Origin of the sequence: uncultured Neptuniibacter sp. (assembly GCF_947498015.1) — a bacterium.
In the GTDB taxonomy this organism is placed as follows: domain Bacteria; phylum Pseudomonadota; class Gammaproteobacteria; order Pseudomonadales; family Balneatricaceae; genus Neptuniibacter.
In genome coordinates this window covers 241,526-255,114 of sequence record NZ_CANMIR010000001.1, presented here as the reverse complement: position 1 = coordinate 255,114, position 13,589 = coordinate 241,526, and the positions used below count along the sequence as shown (strand labels likewise).

Below are 13,589 nucleotides of genomic sequence, written 5' to 3'. Positions count from 1 at the left end.
GCATAACAGAGATGCTGGAACGGAGCCTTAACGAGTGAGGGTTAAAAATAGTTCAGAGGGATTTTAAGGAAGGCGGTCTCTCCCTCGGTCACCTCAGATGGCTTGCCTGCATTAATATTGAGTTGAACAGAGGGCAGCATCAGATCGGGTAGATCCAGTGTTTCATCTCTCTTTTGCCTCAAAGCGAGAAAATCGGCTTCGGTTGTTCCGGCTTTCAGGTGTATGTTGATCTGCTGTTGTTCAGCAACTGAACTTCTGCTCTGCCAGGAGCGTTGGTTCTCAGGTGGGTAATCGTGGCAGGTATAGAGCTGAGTCCCCAGAGATAATTGATAGAGGGCTTGAACCGAGTGGAAAAGTTGTGCAGCCGATCCACCCGGGAAATCACACCGAGCCGTACCTACATCCGGCATAAACAGGGTGTCACCCACAAACGCTGAGTTACCAATCAGGTAGGATATGCAGGCAGGTGTATGCCCGGGGGTATGTAACACCTGTGCTTTTAGCGTACCAATTGAAAACGTGTCGAGATGTTTGAACAGCCGGTCAAACTGACTGCCATCACAGGCGATCGCACCTTCAAGCCCGAAGATTTTCGCAAAGGTTTGCTGCACTTTGGTTACTTCACTGCCAATGCCGAGTTGCCCACCCAACTGATCTTTGAGGTAACTGGCTGCAGTTACGTGGTCGGCATGAACGTGAGTTTCTAATATCCATTCGATCTGTAGATCTCTGCTTACGATCCACTCGATCAGCGCATCAGCCCCTTGAGGATCTAACTGTCCCCGTTTCTGGATAAAGCCCATTACCGGATCGATAATTGCACCGATCTGGCTCTCAGGGTCATAGACTACGTAGCTAATTGAGCCTGTTGTACCATCATAGAATGCTTCTACCTGTTCGGTCGTCATCCCACTCTCCGTATGTCGATACTATTATCTCAGGATAGGTGAGTTGTGAGCCCATTGTCTAAATCAAATTGAGTCAGCTTGCATTGGATCTGATCGATATCAACGCTACTATTGATGGGTTATTTTTGTACTAGGGATCGAGCAATGGAAAACCGCGCAGGTGTAATTTACCAAACCCGGATTAAGGCAGAGTGGCTGGATTATAATAACCATATGAATGTCGCCTACTATGTGCTTATTTTTGATAAAGCGGGGGAGCAGCTGGTTGCAGATCTGGGGCTCAGCGAAGAGGTAACAAAAGCAACTGAGATCTCCTGGATGGTCCTTGAGAATCATATCACCTACGACAATGAGGTGGTGCTTGATCAGCCGGTCGAAGTCAGGGCACAGCTGCTGGATCATGATCATAAACGGATGCATCTGTATATGGAGATGTATGCGAAGGCCCCCGATGGGAGTGAGTATCTGGCATCAACTATTGAACAGATGGTGATGTGTGTTGACCTGAGTGTGCGAAAGAGCTGTGAATTTCCAGAGCCGGTCGTCACTCAAATTAAGCTGTTATCCGAGTTGCAGAAGACTCTTAGTAAGCCAAGCAAAATTGGCAGGGTGATCGGTATCAAACGGCGTTAACAGAGGTAATCTGTTACTTGATTGGATCGTGGGAAACTACTCAGCCTAAGAGGGTTTAAAAAGTAAGTTAAGAGGATTGTCACTGATTACATAAAAGCCGAACAGTAACCTGTTCGGCTTTTATGGTTTTAGCAGGAGGAGGTCGTTAGCCCTCTTCAGGTTCATAACCCAGATTAGGCGCAAGCCAGCGTTCAGCTTCTTTCATCTCCATTCCTTTACGTTTTGCGTAACTCTCCACCTGATCTTCACTGATCTTGGCAACACCGAAATACTGCGATTCAGGATGACTGAAGTAGAAACCGCTCACTGCTGCGGTTGGCAACATGGCATAAGCATCAGTCAGAGTCATGCCGGTGTTGTTTTCAACATCTAATAACTTCCATAGCAGACCTTTTTCCGTGTGTTCAGGGCAGGCTGGATAACCGGGAGCCGGGCGGATACCTTTGTATTTCTCCGCAATCAGCTCATCGTTACTCAACTGCTCATCTGTTGCATAACCCCAGATCTCTTTACGGACTTTATCATGCATCATCTCAGCGAGTGCTTCTGCAAAGCGATCAGCCAGCGCTTTTACCATAATCGCGTTGTAGTCGTCATGGTCGGCATCATACTTGGCAACCAGTTCATCACAACCATGGCCCGCGGTCACCGCGAAAGCACCAAGATGATCCTGTTTTCCGGATTCTTTCGGAGCCACAAAATCAGACAGACACATATGCGCTTTACCTGCGACCTTTTCAGTTTGCTGTCGCAGGTGATGCAGCTGCATCAGGACCTCTGACCGGCTTTCGTCGGTGTAGAGCTCAATGTCATCATGATTGATTGTATTAGCCGGGAAGATTCCCACCACCGCTTTGGCTGTCAGTAGCTTCTCATCGACCAGTTTTCGCAACATCACCTGTGCATCTTCAAACAGCTTAGTCGCTTCTTCGCCGATGATTTCATCATTGAGAATGCGCGGATAACGGCCTGCCAGCTCCCATGAGTGGAAGAATGGCGTCCAGTCGAAGTACTCAAGAATATCGCTCAATGAGATCTCATCAAATACATGGATGCCTGGTTGCAGAGGAGCGGGGGGCTGGTAGTTGTCCCACTCAATTTTAAACTTGTTCTCGCGAGCAGCTTCCAGCGTAACGCGGCGTTTATCCGTCATGCGTGCAGCATGACGTTCACGTACCGCTTCGTACTCTTCCTGAATCTCTTTTACATAGGCGGCTTTTTTCTCACCCAGTAGGTTTGAAGCTACATTTACCGCACGGGAAGCGTTAGTGACATGAACAACCTGATCGCGGTGGTAGCCAGGATCGATCTTCACGGCAGTGTGTGCTTTGGATGTTGTTGCACCGCCAATCAGCAACGGGATATTGAACTCTTGGCGTTCCATCTCTTTAGCAACGTGTACCATCTCATCCAGTGAGGGGGTGATCAGGCCTGAGAGTCCGATAAGATCAGCGTTCTCTTCGCGTGCTGTTCGCAGGATTGTTTCTGCAGGGACCATGACTCCAAGATCGATGATCTCATAGTTGTTACACTGTAGAACCACACCCACAATGTTTTTGCCGATGTCGTGCACATCACCTTTAACGGTCGCCATGACAATCTTGCCGTTCGATTGGCTTGCGCCATCCTTCTCCTCTTCAATAAACGGCATCAGGTAGGCGACCGCTTTTTTCATTACGCGGGCCGATTTCACGACCTGGGGAAGGAACATTTTACCCGCACCAAACAGGTCACCGACGACGCTCATTCCATCCATCAACGGACCTTCAATGACGTGAAGTGGGCGTTCATGGTTCTGGCGAGCTTCTTCGGTATCCTCTTCGATAAATTCGGTAATGCCTTTTACCAGCGCATGCTCGAGGCGTTTGTTTACCTCCCAGCTGCGCCACTCCTGAGTTTTGGTGTCCTCCTGCTGAGTACCGTCCCCGCGATATTTTTCAGCAATATCGAGCAGGCGCTCTGTACCATCATCGCGGGTGTTCTGAATGACATCCTCAACGGCAAGACGCAGCTCTTCAGGCAGATCATCGTAGATAGCCAGCTGGCCGGCGTTGACGATACCCATATCCATACCCTGCTGAATAGCATGGTAGAGGAATACACAGTGGATCGCTTCTCGAACCGGGTTGTTACCACGGAAGGAGAAAGAGACGTTAGACACGCCGCCTGAGATCTTGGCGTAGGGCAGGTTCTTTTTAATCCAGCCGGTGGCCTGAATGAAATCGACTGCGTAATTATTGTGCTCTTCAATGCCGGTTGCGACGGCAAAGATATTCGGGTCAAAGATGATATCTTCAGCAGGGTAACCGACTTTATCAACCAGTACGCGGTATGAACGCTCACAGATCTCAATTTTGCGTTCATAGGTATCCGCCTGACCGGCTTCATCGAAGGCCATTACAACAACGGCGGCACCGTAGCGGCGGAGTTTCTTCGCCTGCTCGATGAAATTCTCTTCGCCCTCTTTCAGGCTGATAGAGTTAACGATCCCTTTACCCTGAATGCATTGCAGACCCGCTTCGATTACATCCCACTTTGAGGAGTCGATCATGATGGGTACACAAGCGATATCGGGTTCTGATGCGATCAGATTGAGGAATTTAACCATGGCCGCATGGGCATCCAGCATCCCTTCGTCCATGTTAATGTCGATAATCTGGGCGCCGTTTTCGACCTGTTGACGTGCTACATCCAGCGCAGTTTCGTAATCCTGCTCTTTGATAAGGCGTTTAAACATAGCCGAACCTGTTACGTTGGTACGTTCACCAACGTTAACAAACAGGGTGCTTTCACCGATATTCATCGGTTCCAGGCCTGAGAGACGGCACCCGACCGGAATCTCAGGCAACTGTCGGGGAGCCGCTTTCTCTGCAGCGGCACACATCGCTTTAATATGTGCAGGTGTGGTGCCACAGCAGCCACCGATGATGTTCAGGAAACCGGATTGTGCCCATTCACTGATCTCGGTAGCCATCTGCTCTGGAGTTTCATCATAACCTCCAAAGGCATTTGGCAGACCCGCATTGGGGTGAGCTGAGACAAATGTTTCAGATATGCGTGACAGCTCTTCTACATATTGACGCAGCTCTTTAGGACCCAGGGCACAGTTCAGGCCGACTGAGATCGGCTTGGCGTGACGCACCGAGTTCCAGAATGCCTCGGTTGTCTGACCGGAAAGTGTACGGCCCGATGCATCGGTTATCGTACCTGAGATCATGACCGGTAAACGGATCTGGTTCTCTTCAAAATAGGTTTCAACCGCATAGATCGCTGCTTTGGCATTCAGCGTATCGAAGATGGTTTCAATCAAAATGATATCGGAGCCACCCTCGATCAAACCGTCTATTGATTCTGTATAGGCCTCTACGAGTTCATTGAAACTGACATTACGGAATGCGGGATCATTGACATCAGGTGAGATGGAGCAGGTGCGGTTTGTTGGGCCGAGCACACCTGCTACATAGCGTGGCCGCTCGGGTGTTTCTGCGGTTACTTCATCACAGGCCTGTCGAGCAAGCTTTGCAGCTTCAACGTTGATTTCACGGCTCAGTGATTCCATCTCATAATCCGCCATAGCGATCTGAGTGGCATTGAACGTGTTGGTCTCTATGATATCTGCACCAGCCAGCAGGTATTCTTTGTGGATCGCTCTGATGATGTCCGGCTTGGACAGAACCAGAAGGTCATTGTTACCTTTGACTTCAATATGCCAGTCAGCAAAGCGCTCACCACGGTAATCCGCCTCTTCAAGTTTGTAATCCTGGATCATGGTGCCCATGCCACCATCCAAAATCATGATGCGGTTTTTTAAGCTTTCTGAAAGCGTTTCGGTCAAGGTTTTATCTGTCACAGTGGAATACCTGAATCAGCGACTACAAAATTAAGATGGGTATTGTAAATCAATTAGTTAAGAAAGGGAGTGAGTAAAGTTAATGTCTTGATGAGTCAGTTTCAATTTGACCATTAAAACCTGGATGCTATTAACATCAGGGATTTAGGAGTGCTTTGATCTAAAGAATAGGTGTTTTCCCTCTTAAATTTTCAGTAGATGATGGTAGAATAGCCGCCCTTTGTGTCGTATGAATACAATTTAATCAATGTTTGGTTAATATTCTGAACGTTTTTTAGTAATATGTGCGCCGCAACAAAGCTGGTTGAGATGCCGGTATAGAAAGAAAGCACACTTCAGATGGGTTATCAGGTTCATACTGAGCCATCTACTGATAAGTGTGGCGTTATGTGCCTCACAACTGAAGTCGATAAAACTATTGTTTATCGGACTATGGTTGAGTGGCGAAAGGGGGAAACCAGAGTAATCTGGTACAGATGAGCAAACGCAGGATTTTAGTCTATGCTGCAGACATTCTTGAAGTGTAAGCTGCACCGGGTCACGGTAACTCATGCAGAACTGCACTACGAAGGTTCATGTGCAATCGATGGTGTATTGCTTGATAAATCAGGCATTCGTGAATATGAATTGATTCATATTTATAACATCAACAATGGTGAACGCTTCACTACATATGCAATCCGTGCAGAAGATAACAGTGGAATCATCTCTGTTAATGGCGCGGCAGCGCACAAAGCAAGCAAAGGTGACCTGCTGATCATCGCTTCTTATGTCCAGTTGGACGAAAAAGAAGCGGACGAGCACCAGCCTACGTTGTGCTATTTCGAAAATGCCAAGGCAGATGGCGGTGTTGGTGCAACTGATGAAGAACTTCATCAGCGCAATGTACTGACAGGTATGAAACAGGCTATCCCTGTTCAGCCAAAAGATATCTGACCAAGATTTTAAAAAAACCACCTGAAAGGGTGGTTTTTATTTTTTAGAAACCTCGCATCGCTGCGGGGTTTCTTTTTATCTGGTGTACCCTATCAGCTGAATGCCTCTGCAAGCAGGGTGTAGCTCTGGCAACGTTTCTCAAAGCTATAGGTTACAGCAACCGCAATCACTTCATCGACCTTGTAGAAATCCGCCTGTGCTTCCAGCTCTTCCCGGCACTGCTCCGGTGTACCGGTGATCATGCTATTACGGGTTTCATCAAAGTAAGACTGGTCAGTCGGCGACATCTTTTTATAAAGATCCATACACTCTTCAGGGGGTTTTATCCCCTCCCGGATCCCATGACGGAAAGCGTTCACTTTCCAGTATGTATGTGAGGCCGCTAAAAGCTCCGCTTCCTCCTGTGTACCTGCGCAGATTACCGCACTGGAGATGGCTGCCTGAGGTGTCTCAATAGAGCTGCCTGGTCTAGGACGAAAGGCCTTGCGGTAGCGGGCAATGATATCCGCCGGACGCTCATGCGTACCAATAAACAGTGCTAATACAAAGCCAAGGCCAAGCTCAGCGGCAAGGTCGATACTTCCATCGCTGGAACCAAGAGTCCAGATGGCGGGTTTGTTGCCACCCTGCGGAGTCGTTTTCAACCCATTGAAAGGGTGGTCTTCAGGCATCTGGTCGTCAATGAATCCGGTCAATGATCTGAGTAACTCGGGAAAATTCTCTCTCCCTGCAGGATCGTAAGGGAAGGCCAGTGCGCGTGTTGGTAGTTCAGAGCCTCCGGGTGCACGACCTACCCCTAAATCGATCCGGCCGGGGAAGAATGCTTCCAGTGTGCGGAATACCTCAGCCACTTTATAGGGACTGTAATGCGATAGCATGACACCGCCGCTTCCCACCTTGATGTTCTGGGTATTGGCCGCAATCTGTCCGATAATAATTTCAGGGCATGGACTGGCATAGGAGGGTGTTGCATGATGCTCTGCGATCCAATAGCGGTGATAACCGAGTGAATCTGCCAGTTGGGCCAGCTTAACGCTATCATGCAGGGCATCAGCCTGAGTTTTATTGTCGTGAACCGGGGCCTGATCAACGATGCTGAGTTTTAATTGGCTCATCTGATGTTTTCCTCAATATTGGTCTCTGCGTAGCGGGCGATCTCATCATCCTGTTCTGCCGTTGCGCCTGAAATGCCGATCGCACCGATCTGCTGTTTCCCATACATGATTGGGAGGCCTCCCGGAAAAGCAACCAGACCCTGGTTGGTCAGTTCCATGCCGGTTAATTTCTCTTCACGAACCAACGCGCCGAAAGCTCCGGAAGGAACCGGAAAAAGTGCAGAAGTCCGGGCTTTGCCGATGGCGACATCCACTGAGCCTGTAAAGGCATGATCCATCCGCTTGAATGCGCACAAGTGGGCTCCAGCATCGGTGATCGCTATGCATACATTGACCCCAAGTGCGTTGGCTTTCTCTTCGGCTGACCGGATTAACTGTTCAGCTATATTCTGAGTGATCATCGTTCTTCCATCTTCTTCATTCGGTAGGCTAGGGTAGGGCGCGAGATGCCCAATACCCTGGCTGCTTCAGAGACATTGCCCTGAGCTTTATCCAGGGCAAAATCCAGCAGTTTTTTCTCAATATCTTCCAGTGATTCGCAAGCGTGCAGTGCCTGATTGATCCAGTGCTCATTCTCTTCCTGTTCGATCAGCTCTGAAGCTTCAACAAGATGACCATCTTCAGAGATTCGCTGGCTCTCTTGGGGAATCTCTAATGTTGGGAAAAGCGATTGCGCACTGACCTCCTCCCCGTTATCGGTCAGGATGAGACCGCGTTCAATCAGGTTTTCCAGCTCACGTACATTGCCGGGCCACTCATAATTCATCATCGCCTGCATTGCCAGTCCTGAGAGTCCGGCGGTACGCTTGTTGTAGTAAGCGTGATACTTCTCCAGGAAATGCTCGATGAGCAGGGGGATGTCATCGCGTCGATCTCGAAGCGCAGGGATATGGATCGGATAGACATTAAGTCGATAGTAGAGATCGGCTCTGAAGCGACCTTCACGGACCGCTTCTTCAAGCGATTCATTGGTAGCGGCAACCACGCGAACGTCTATTAACCGGGTTTGGTTATCGCCTACACGTTCCAGTTCACCCTCCTGAAGTACTCTCAGCAGTGCTGCCTGAGCACGTGGGGAGAGTTCAACCACCTCATCCAGAAAGATAGTGCCCTGATGGGCGCGTTCAAATCGCCCTTCACGGGATTGAGTGGCACCGGTAAAGGCTCCTTTTTCAACACCAAACAGCTCTGATTCGATCAGATCGGGCGGGATAGCAGCACAGTTTACCGCTACAAAGCTGTTATCTTTACGTTCACTGGCATCATGGATGCCACGGGCGACGAGCTCTTTACCTACACCGGTTTCACCCAATAGAAGGACGGTAACACTGGCTTCGGCAGCCCGATTGGCCAGTTTACACACGTTTTTAAATTCGCTGGACTGGCCGCGAAAGTTACCCAAAGTCGATTCATTATCTACTTTATGTCGCAATACGGAGATCTGCGATTGCAGCTCATACAGCTCTTCTATGATCGGATTCTTACTGAAATAATTACGGTAGGTATCCACGTCCTCCCACTGTGCTGCAGGTTTACCGACGAGCAGACAGTTGCTATCACCGCAACCAGTACAGGTGATCTCTTTAAATAGAATCTCCTGTCCGAGCAGGGCCGAGGTGAAGGCGCTGGCATGGCCTATCAGGCTCCAGCAAACCGGTTCATCCAGAGTGCCTAGCTCAGATTTGAACATCTCTGCTTCATAGGAGTCGTGCATCAGGTATTCGGCATAGAAATGGTTCTGGCTCTGATCCACTTCCAGAGCCTGTTCTACCGTTTTAACCATTCCTTTGAGCGAGTGAAGGCTGAAGCCAGTACGGATAAGGTTGATGGCACTTTTGCTCTTACCCAGTCTTAGAGCCAACTGCGCATCTTTTTTCCCCAGGCTATAGCCGAGGCGCATAAAGAAACCTTTCGCTCTTTCAAGCCCGACGGTATCAATCTGTTCTTTGCGAAATTCTGCCAGGGCGGTTAGTTGCAGGAGTAATACACGCTGCTCATCCAACCAGATCTGACCATCCCGATCCTGGAAGCGGATCTGATGGCTGAGGTGTTTATCATCCAGTAGAGAAATTGTATCCATGGAATGCGCTCATAATTTTTTAATTGATTCTAGTTGATCTCGTATATTAAATTTATAGGTAATAATGAGAACTTAAATCCTATATATGGGATCACATGGATTATCAAAACCTATTCCTGTTTGTCACAGTGGCCGAGCAGGGCAGCTACATCAAAGCGGCAGACCATCTTAAAATGCCGACCTCTACCTTGAGTCGCCGTATTCAGCAGCTGGAAGAGCAGTTGGGTTACCAACTGCTCTACCGCAGTGCGCGGAAGTTGACCCTGACAGAAGCAGGGACACTGTTTTACCGGCGATGTCAGCCGCTCTATTCTGAACTGACTGAAGCTACTCAGGGGGTTGATAGTGAACTGACATCTCCGACAGGAGAGCTTAGGGTGACTGCTCCTGTGAGTCTGGCAAATGCGCTTCTGAATGCTTGGTTTTTTGAGTTTATGGAGTTGCATCCGGGGATCCATCTAGATCTGATGCTGGTGAACCGAAATGTGGATCTGAAGGCGGAGGGAGTGGATATCGCTTTCCGCATTGGAGATATTAAGATACGGGACTGGATCTGCCGTCCGCTTTTCACCTCTCGTTTCTCATTATGTGCAAGCAGAGAGTTGATTCTAAAGCTGGGCCATCCCGAAACTCTGGACGACCTGCGCAATTATCCGTTGATTATGTCGCGGAGTTCACCCAGTTGGAATTTCCATGACCGGGAGGGGCGGCTACATACCTTTAGTGCAGAACCCCGATTACGTATCGATGAGCTCAGTGCAGCTGCTGAATCCGTCGAGGCCGGATTGGGTATTGCGAATCTGCCAGACTATGTTGTTGGGGAGTCCCTGACCTATGGACGGATGGTGACGGTCCTTCCTCTTTGGCAACCGATCGGGCGTGAAGTGCAACTGCTATATCCGCATCGACAGTACCTTCCTGCAAAAGTCCGGCTGTTTATTAGTTTCATAATGGATAAAGTCGAGCAGGAACGAGCAGCGCTGTCGGCCTGAATAGGCCTAATAGTGCCTTGCAAGGTATGGCTATTGCAGGTAAATTGGCGCGCAATAAACGCTGATTTAGCGTATCAAAAAAGCACACCAAATATAATTTAGGAGTTACACGTGGAACTCGCATGTCTTGACCTTGAAGGGGTACTGATCCCAGAAATCTGGATCGCTTTTGCTGAAGAAACTGGTATTGAAGAGCTAAAAGCGACAACACGTGATATTCCTTGCTATGACGAGTTGATGCAGCAGCGTCTGCGCATTCTTGATGAGCATGGCCTGAAACTGCCTCAAATTCAGGAAACCATCAGCAAGCTTGAACCGCTTGAGGGTGCTGTTGAATTTGTTAACTGGTTGCGTGAACGCTTCCAGGTTGTGATTCTGTCAGATACGTTCTACGAGTTCTCTCAGCCTCTGATGCGTCAGTTAGGTTTCCCGACTTTGCTGTGCCACAAGTTGGAGGTCAATGAAGAGGGACGTATTACCGATTATACGCTTCGCCAGAAAGATCCTAAACGCCAGTCCGTGCGTGCCTTCCAGTTGTTGAACTACCGCGTTATTTCAGCGGGTGATTCTTATAATGACACCACTATGTTGAAGCAGGCAGAAGCCGGCATTCTGTTCCACGCCCCAGATAATGTGATTGCAGAATTCCCTCAATTCCCTGCGGTTCACACTTATGAAGATCTTAAGAAAGAGTTTATTAAAGCAAGTAACCGTGATCTGACTTTGTAAGAGCCGTCTGGTATCAGAAAGAATATTTAAAGCGACCGTCCGGGTCGCTTTTTTGTTTTTTATCCCTCTTTGGTCGCTGGCAGTTGAGTGTGACAGTATGTCGCGCGACACTGTGTCACATTGTTGCTGATTCACAACTGGCGTATTTTCCACCGCAAATTTATATGGATGGAAAGCTATGATTCCAGGTCAGCCAATCTTTACCCCTAAGAAACTTTCGCTTCTGATTCTCGCAGCTATGCATTCCGGTATGGCTATTGCGGACGAGGTGATTCCTGATGTTATAACTGTTACGGCTACTCGTGCGGAGCGTAATTCCGCAGATGTGCCTGAAAGTATTGCCATTATCGACCATCAGAGAATCCAACAGGAGAAGATGTATAACATCAACGATGCCTTGAAAGGCACACCGGGAGTTTTGGTCGAGTCCACGAGTGGTGCGTATAGCTCGCGGATGATAATTCGGGGTGCAGGACTAAAAGCCCAGTATGGTATTCGTGAGGTGATGTTGTTACGTGATGGGGTGCCGATTACTGACCCGGACAGTTTCACACGGATGGACTTTATTGATACTCAAGACATCGAGCAGATCGAAATCAGTAAAGGCCCTGGGAATATTTATGCAACGGGCTCTAGCGGAGGAGCTATCCATATTCTGTCCAAGTCAGTGTTTGATGATCGTCGTGACCAGTTCCGGTTGGGGGCTGGGGAGAACGGTAACCGCAATCTGCATGTCAGAAAGTCATATATGACCCAAGAGGGTAATGCTTTTGCTTTAACCGCTTCGCATCGTCAGACAGAAAATGACTGGCGCCGTAATAATGATTTTGAATCGAATCAGGTCAGTTTCAAAAGTGGATTTTTACCGACAGACAATAGTGAGCTGGAAACCGAATTAAGCTATACAAAAGCACAGTTGAACCTGCCGGGAGATATGAGCGAAGCCCAGTTTGAAGAGTATAAACGGACGGGTAAACAGACGGACAACAATAGCGCGTTTAAGCACAACGCGCGTAACTCTGAAATATTCTTTTTCAATAGCCGACTCAATGTAGAACTCGGTAATTTGACCCTCAAACCCCGAATTTATTACAACCACTGGAGTCATTTCCATCCAGTGACAGGCGTTATTAATGACACCCCGGGTGTCGATATCTGGGGCACTGATCTTGAATTTGAATATGCTCATAACTTCATCGGTGAAGACAGTCTGGTGGCAGGGATTACCTATCGACAGGATAGGAATATGGGAGCGAAAAAGTATGCGTATGCTGATATCGCTACTGCGGGTCCGGCTATCCTCGAGACACTGTCTGATAGGAAGGGTGACTTGCTTGAATTACAGGATGAGGTTAATACGGTTCAGGGCATTTTTGTGCAGGAGAGCATGCGTCCTTCGGATAATTGGATAGTGGATGCCGGTTTCCGGTTTGATCATATTACCATTGAGCAAAAAACCTGGAGCAGTGATACCTCCTACAACTACGGGATGGGTGGCTATCTGACAGTACCTAACAGTGGCGGTAATACTGAGTTGAAACACAGTTTTGACCTATTTTCCCCCCGTATAGGTGTCAGTTATAAATTGAATAAAAACCTATCCCTGTTTGGTAACCTTGCGCAGGGTGAACAGGTGCCATTTGCGAGTGAACTGGAAAGCAATAACGATCTGAAAAATGCCACTAGCAGAAGCGTTGAGGTCGGTATTAAAGGTCGGGCACAAAACTGGCAGTTTGATCTCAATGCCTATGTGAGTGAAGTTGAAGATGAGATCATTCGCGTACGTACTAATGGTGAAAGTATCTATCAGAACGCGGGGGGAACAGACAAAAAAGGGGTTGAGTTCAGTGGTGCATTCCGTGTGTTAGAGAATTACCTACCGGGTAAGATGATGCTGGGCGGAAGCTATGCTTATAGCGACTATTCCTATAATGAGTTTTCAGAGATCGTGTATGGTATGGGGCCTCCTACTAATTTCGATCGTAGCGGTAATCAGCTGCCCTATATACCTGAGCACTACTTCAGTATAAACGCAACGTACGAACACCCTTCAGGGGTTAAGGCCCGCATTCAGTCCGATTCTTGGGGGGAATACTATCTGGACAATGCGAATACTGAGAAATACGGTGGATATGATTTCGTTACCAGCGTTAATCTGAGCTATAGCAAGGGACCTCACGATATCAGTCTGAACATTCAGAACCTCTTCGATAAACGTTATGCAGTAGAGGTGGAAAAAGATACCGGTGGGGATAAATCCTACTCTCCGGGAGCCCCGAGGTCTGCGATGTTGAGTTACAGTTACCAATTCTGATCTGACAACAAAAAAGCCCGGTTGATACCGGG

General features: G+C 48.4%; 10 protein-coding genes. 5 read left to right on the top strand and 5 right to left on the bottom strand.

The genetic code is table 11. From position 1 onward, the window contains the following. Positions 1–41: 41 nt before the first annotated feature. A complete protein-coding gene (locus Q0882_RS01280; protein ID WP_299176923.1) occupies positions 42–908 on the bottom strand; it encodes an MBL fold metallo-hydrolase in 867 nt (288 codons plus the stop codon). A 144-nt stretch (positions 909–1,052) separates the two neighbouring features. Here Q0882_RS01280 and Q0882_RS01275 point away from each other — a divergent pair, with 144 nt between their 5' ends. Next, positions 1,053–1,541 carry a thioesterase family protein gene (locus Q0882_RS01275; RefSeq protein WP_299176920.1) on the top strand — a complete coding sequence of 163 codons (489 nt, stop codon included), beginning with the start codon at positions 1,053–1,055 and terminating at the stop codon, positions 1,539–1,541. A 145-nt stretch (positions 1,542–1,686) separates the two neighbouring features. Here the strand turns inward: Q0882_RS01275 and metH are convergent, their stop codons facing one another. Further along, positions 1,687–5,391: a methionine synthase gene (gene metH, locus Q0882_RS01270; protein ID WP_299176917.1), complete on the bottom strand. Its 3,705-nt coding sequence runs from the start codon at positions 5,389–5,391 to the stop codon at positions 1,687–1,689. 501 nt (positions 5,392–5,892) lie between these two features. On the opposite strand from metH, the gene panD reads away from it, so the two are divergent. Then, entirely contained in the window at positions 5,893–6,327 is a 435-nt protein-coding gene (panD, locus tag Q0882_RS01265) for an aspartate 1-decarboxylase (RefSeq protein ID WP_299176914.1), read from the top strand. A gap of 92 nt (positions 6,328–6,419) precedes the next feature. Here the strand turns inward: panD and Q0882_RS01260 are convergent, their stop codons facing one another. From Q0882_RS01260 to Q0882_RS01250, 3 genes are read right to left on the bottom strand one after another with little or no spacing between them, the layout of a single operon-like run. Beyond that, positions 6,420–7,442: an LLM class flavin-dependent oxidoreductase gene (locus Q0882_RS01260; protein WP_299176911.1), complete on the bottom strand. Its 1,023-nt coding sequence runs from the start codon at positions 7,440–7,442 to the stop codon at positions 6,420–6,422. Continuing rightward, the gene (locus tag Q0882_RS01255) at positions 7,439–7,843 is read right to left on the bottom strand and encodes a heme-binding protein (RefSeq protein WP_299176909.1); all 405 of its coding nucleotides are present in this window, start codon (positions 7,841–7,843) and stop codon (positions 7,439–7,441) included. Before Q0882_RS01255 ends, Q0882_RS01260 begins: the two co-directional genes overlap by 4 nt. After that, positions 7,840–9,522 (bottom strand): sigma-54-dependent Fis family transcriptional regulator, encoded by a 1,683-nt coding sequence (locus Q0882_RS01250; protein ID WP_299176907.1) that lies wholly within the window; start codon positions 9,520–9,522, stop codon positions 7,840–7,842. The genes Q0882_RS01255 and Q0882_RS01250 overlap by 4 nt, the downstream gene beginning before the upstream one ends. A gap of 95 nt (positions 9,523–9,617) precedes the next feature. Between Q0882_RS01250 and Q0882_RS01245 the strand changes: the two genes are divergently transcribed. From Q0882_RS01245 to Q0882_RS01235, 3 genes are all read left to right on the top strand, one after another. Beyond that, positions 9,618–10,514: a LysR family transcriptional regulator gene (locus Q0882_RS01245; RefSeq protein ID WP_299176906.1), complete on the top strand. Its 897-nt coding sequence runs from the start codon at positions 9,618–9,620 to the stop codon at positions 10,512–10,514. A gap of 111 nt (positions 10,515–10,625) precedes the next feature. Further along, positions 10,626–11,243 carry a bifunctional phosphoserine phosphatase/homoserine phosphotransferase ThrH gene (gene thrH / locus Q0882_RS01240; protein WP_299176904.1) on the top strand — a complete coding sequence of 206 codons (618 nt, stop codon included), beginning with the start codon at positions 10,626–10,628 and terminating at the stop codon, positions 11,241–11,243. Between the two features lie 178 nt (positions 11,244–11,421). Further along, positions 11,422–13,557: a TonB-dependent receptor gene (locus Q0882_RS01235; RefSeq protein ID WP_299176901.1), complete on the top strand. Its 2,136-nt coding sequence runs from the start codon at positions 11,422–11,424 to the stop codon at positions 13,555–13,557. Positions 13,558–13,589: the final 32 nt, after the last annotated feature.

Excerpts from the sequence above, each read along its gene's own strand:
- Q0882_RS01280 (WP_299176923.1), bottom strand. The coding sequence starts at position 908 with ATGACGACCGAACAGGTAGAAGCATTCTATGATGGTACAACAGGCTCA.
- Q0882_RS01275 (WP_299176920.1), top strand. The coding sequence starts at position 1,053 with ATGGAAAACCGCGCAGGTGTAATTTACCAAACCCGGATTAAGGCAGAG.
- panD (WP_299176914.1), top strand. The coding sequence starts at position 5,893 with ATGCTGCAGACATTCTTGAAGTGTAAGCTGCACCGGGTCACGGTAACT.
- Q0882_RS01260 (WP_299176911.1), bottom strand. The coding sequence starts at position 7,442 with ATGAGCCAATTAAAACTCAGCATCGTTGATCAGGCCCCGGTTCACGAC.
- Q0882_RS01255 (WP_299176909.1), bottom strand. The coding sequence starts at position 7,843 with ATGATCACTCAGAATATAGCTGAACAGTTAATCCGGTCAGCCGAAGAG.
- Q0882_RS01250 (WP_299176907.1), bottom strand. The coding sequence starts at position 9,522 with ATGGATACAATTTCTCTACTGGATGATAAACACCTCAGCCATCAGATC.
- Q0882_RS01245 (WP_299176906.1), top strand. The coding sequence starts at position 9,618 with ATGGATTATCAAAACCTATTCCTGTTTGTCACAGTGGCCGAGCAGGGC.
- Q0882_RS01235 (WP_299176901.1), top strand. The coding sequence starts at position 11,422 with ATGATTCCAGGTCAGCCAATCTTTACCCCTAAGAAACTTTCGCTTCTG.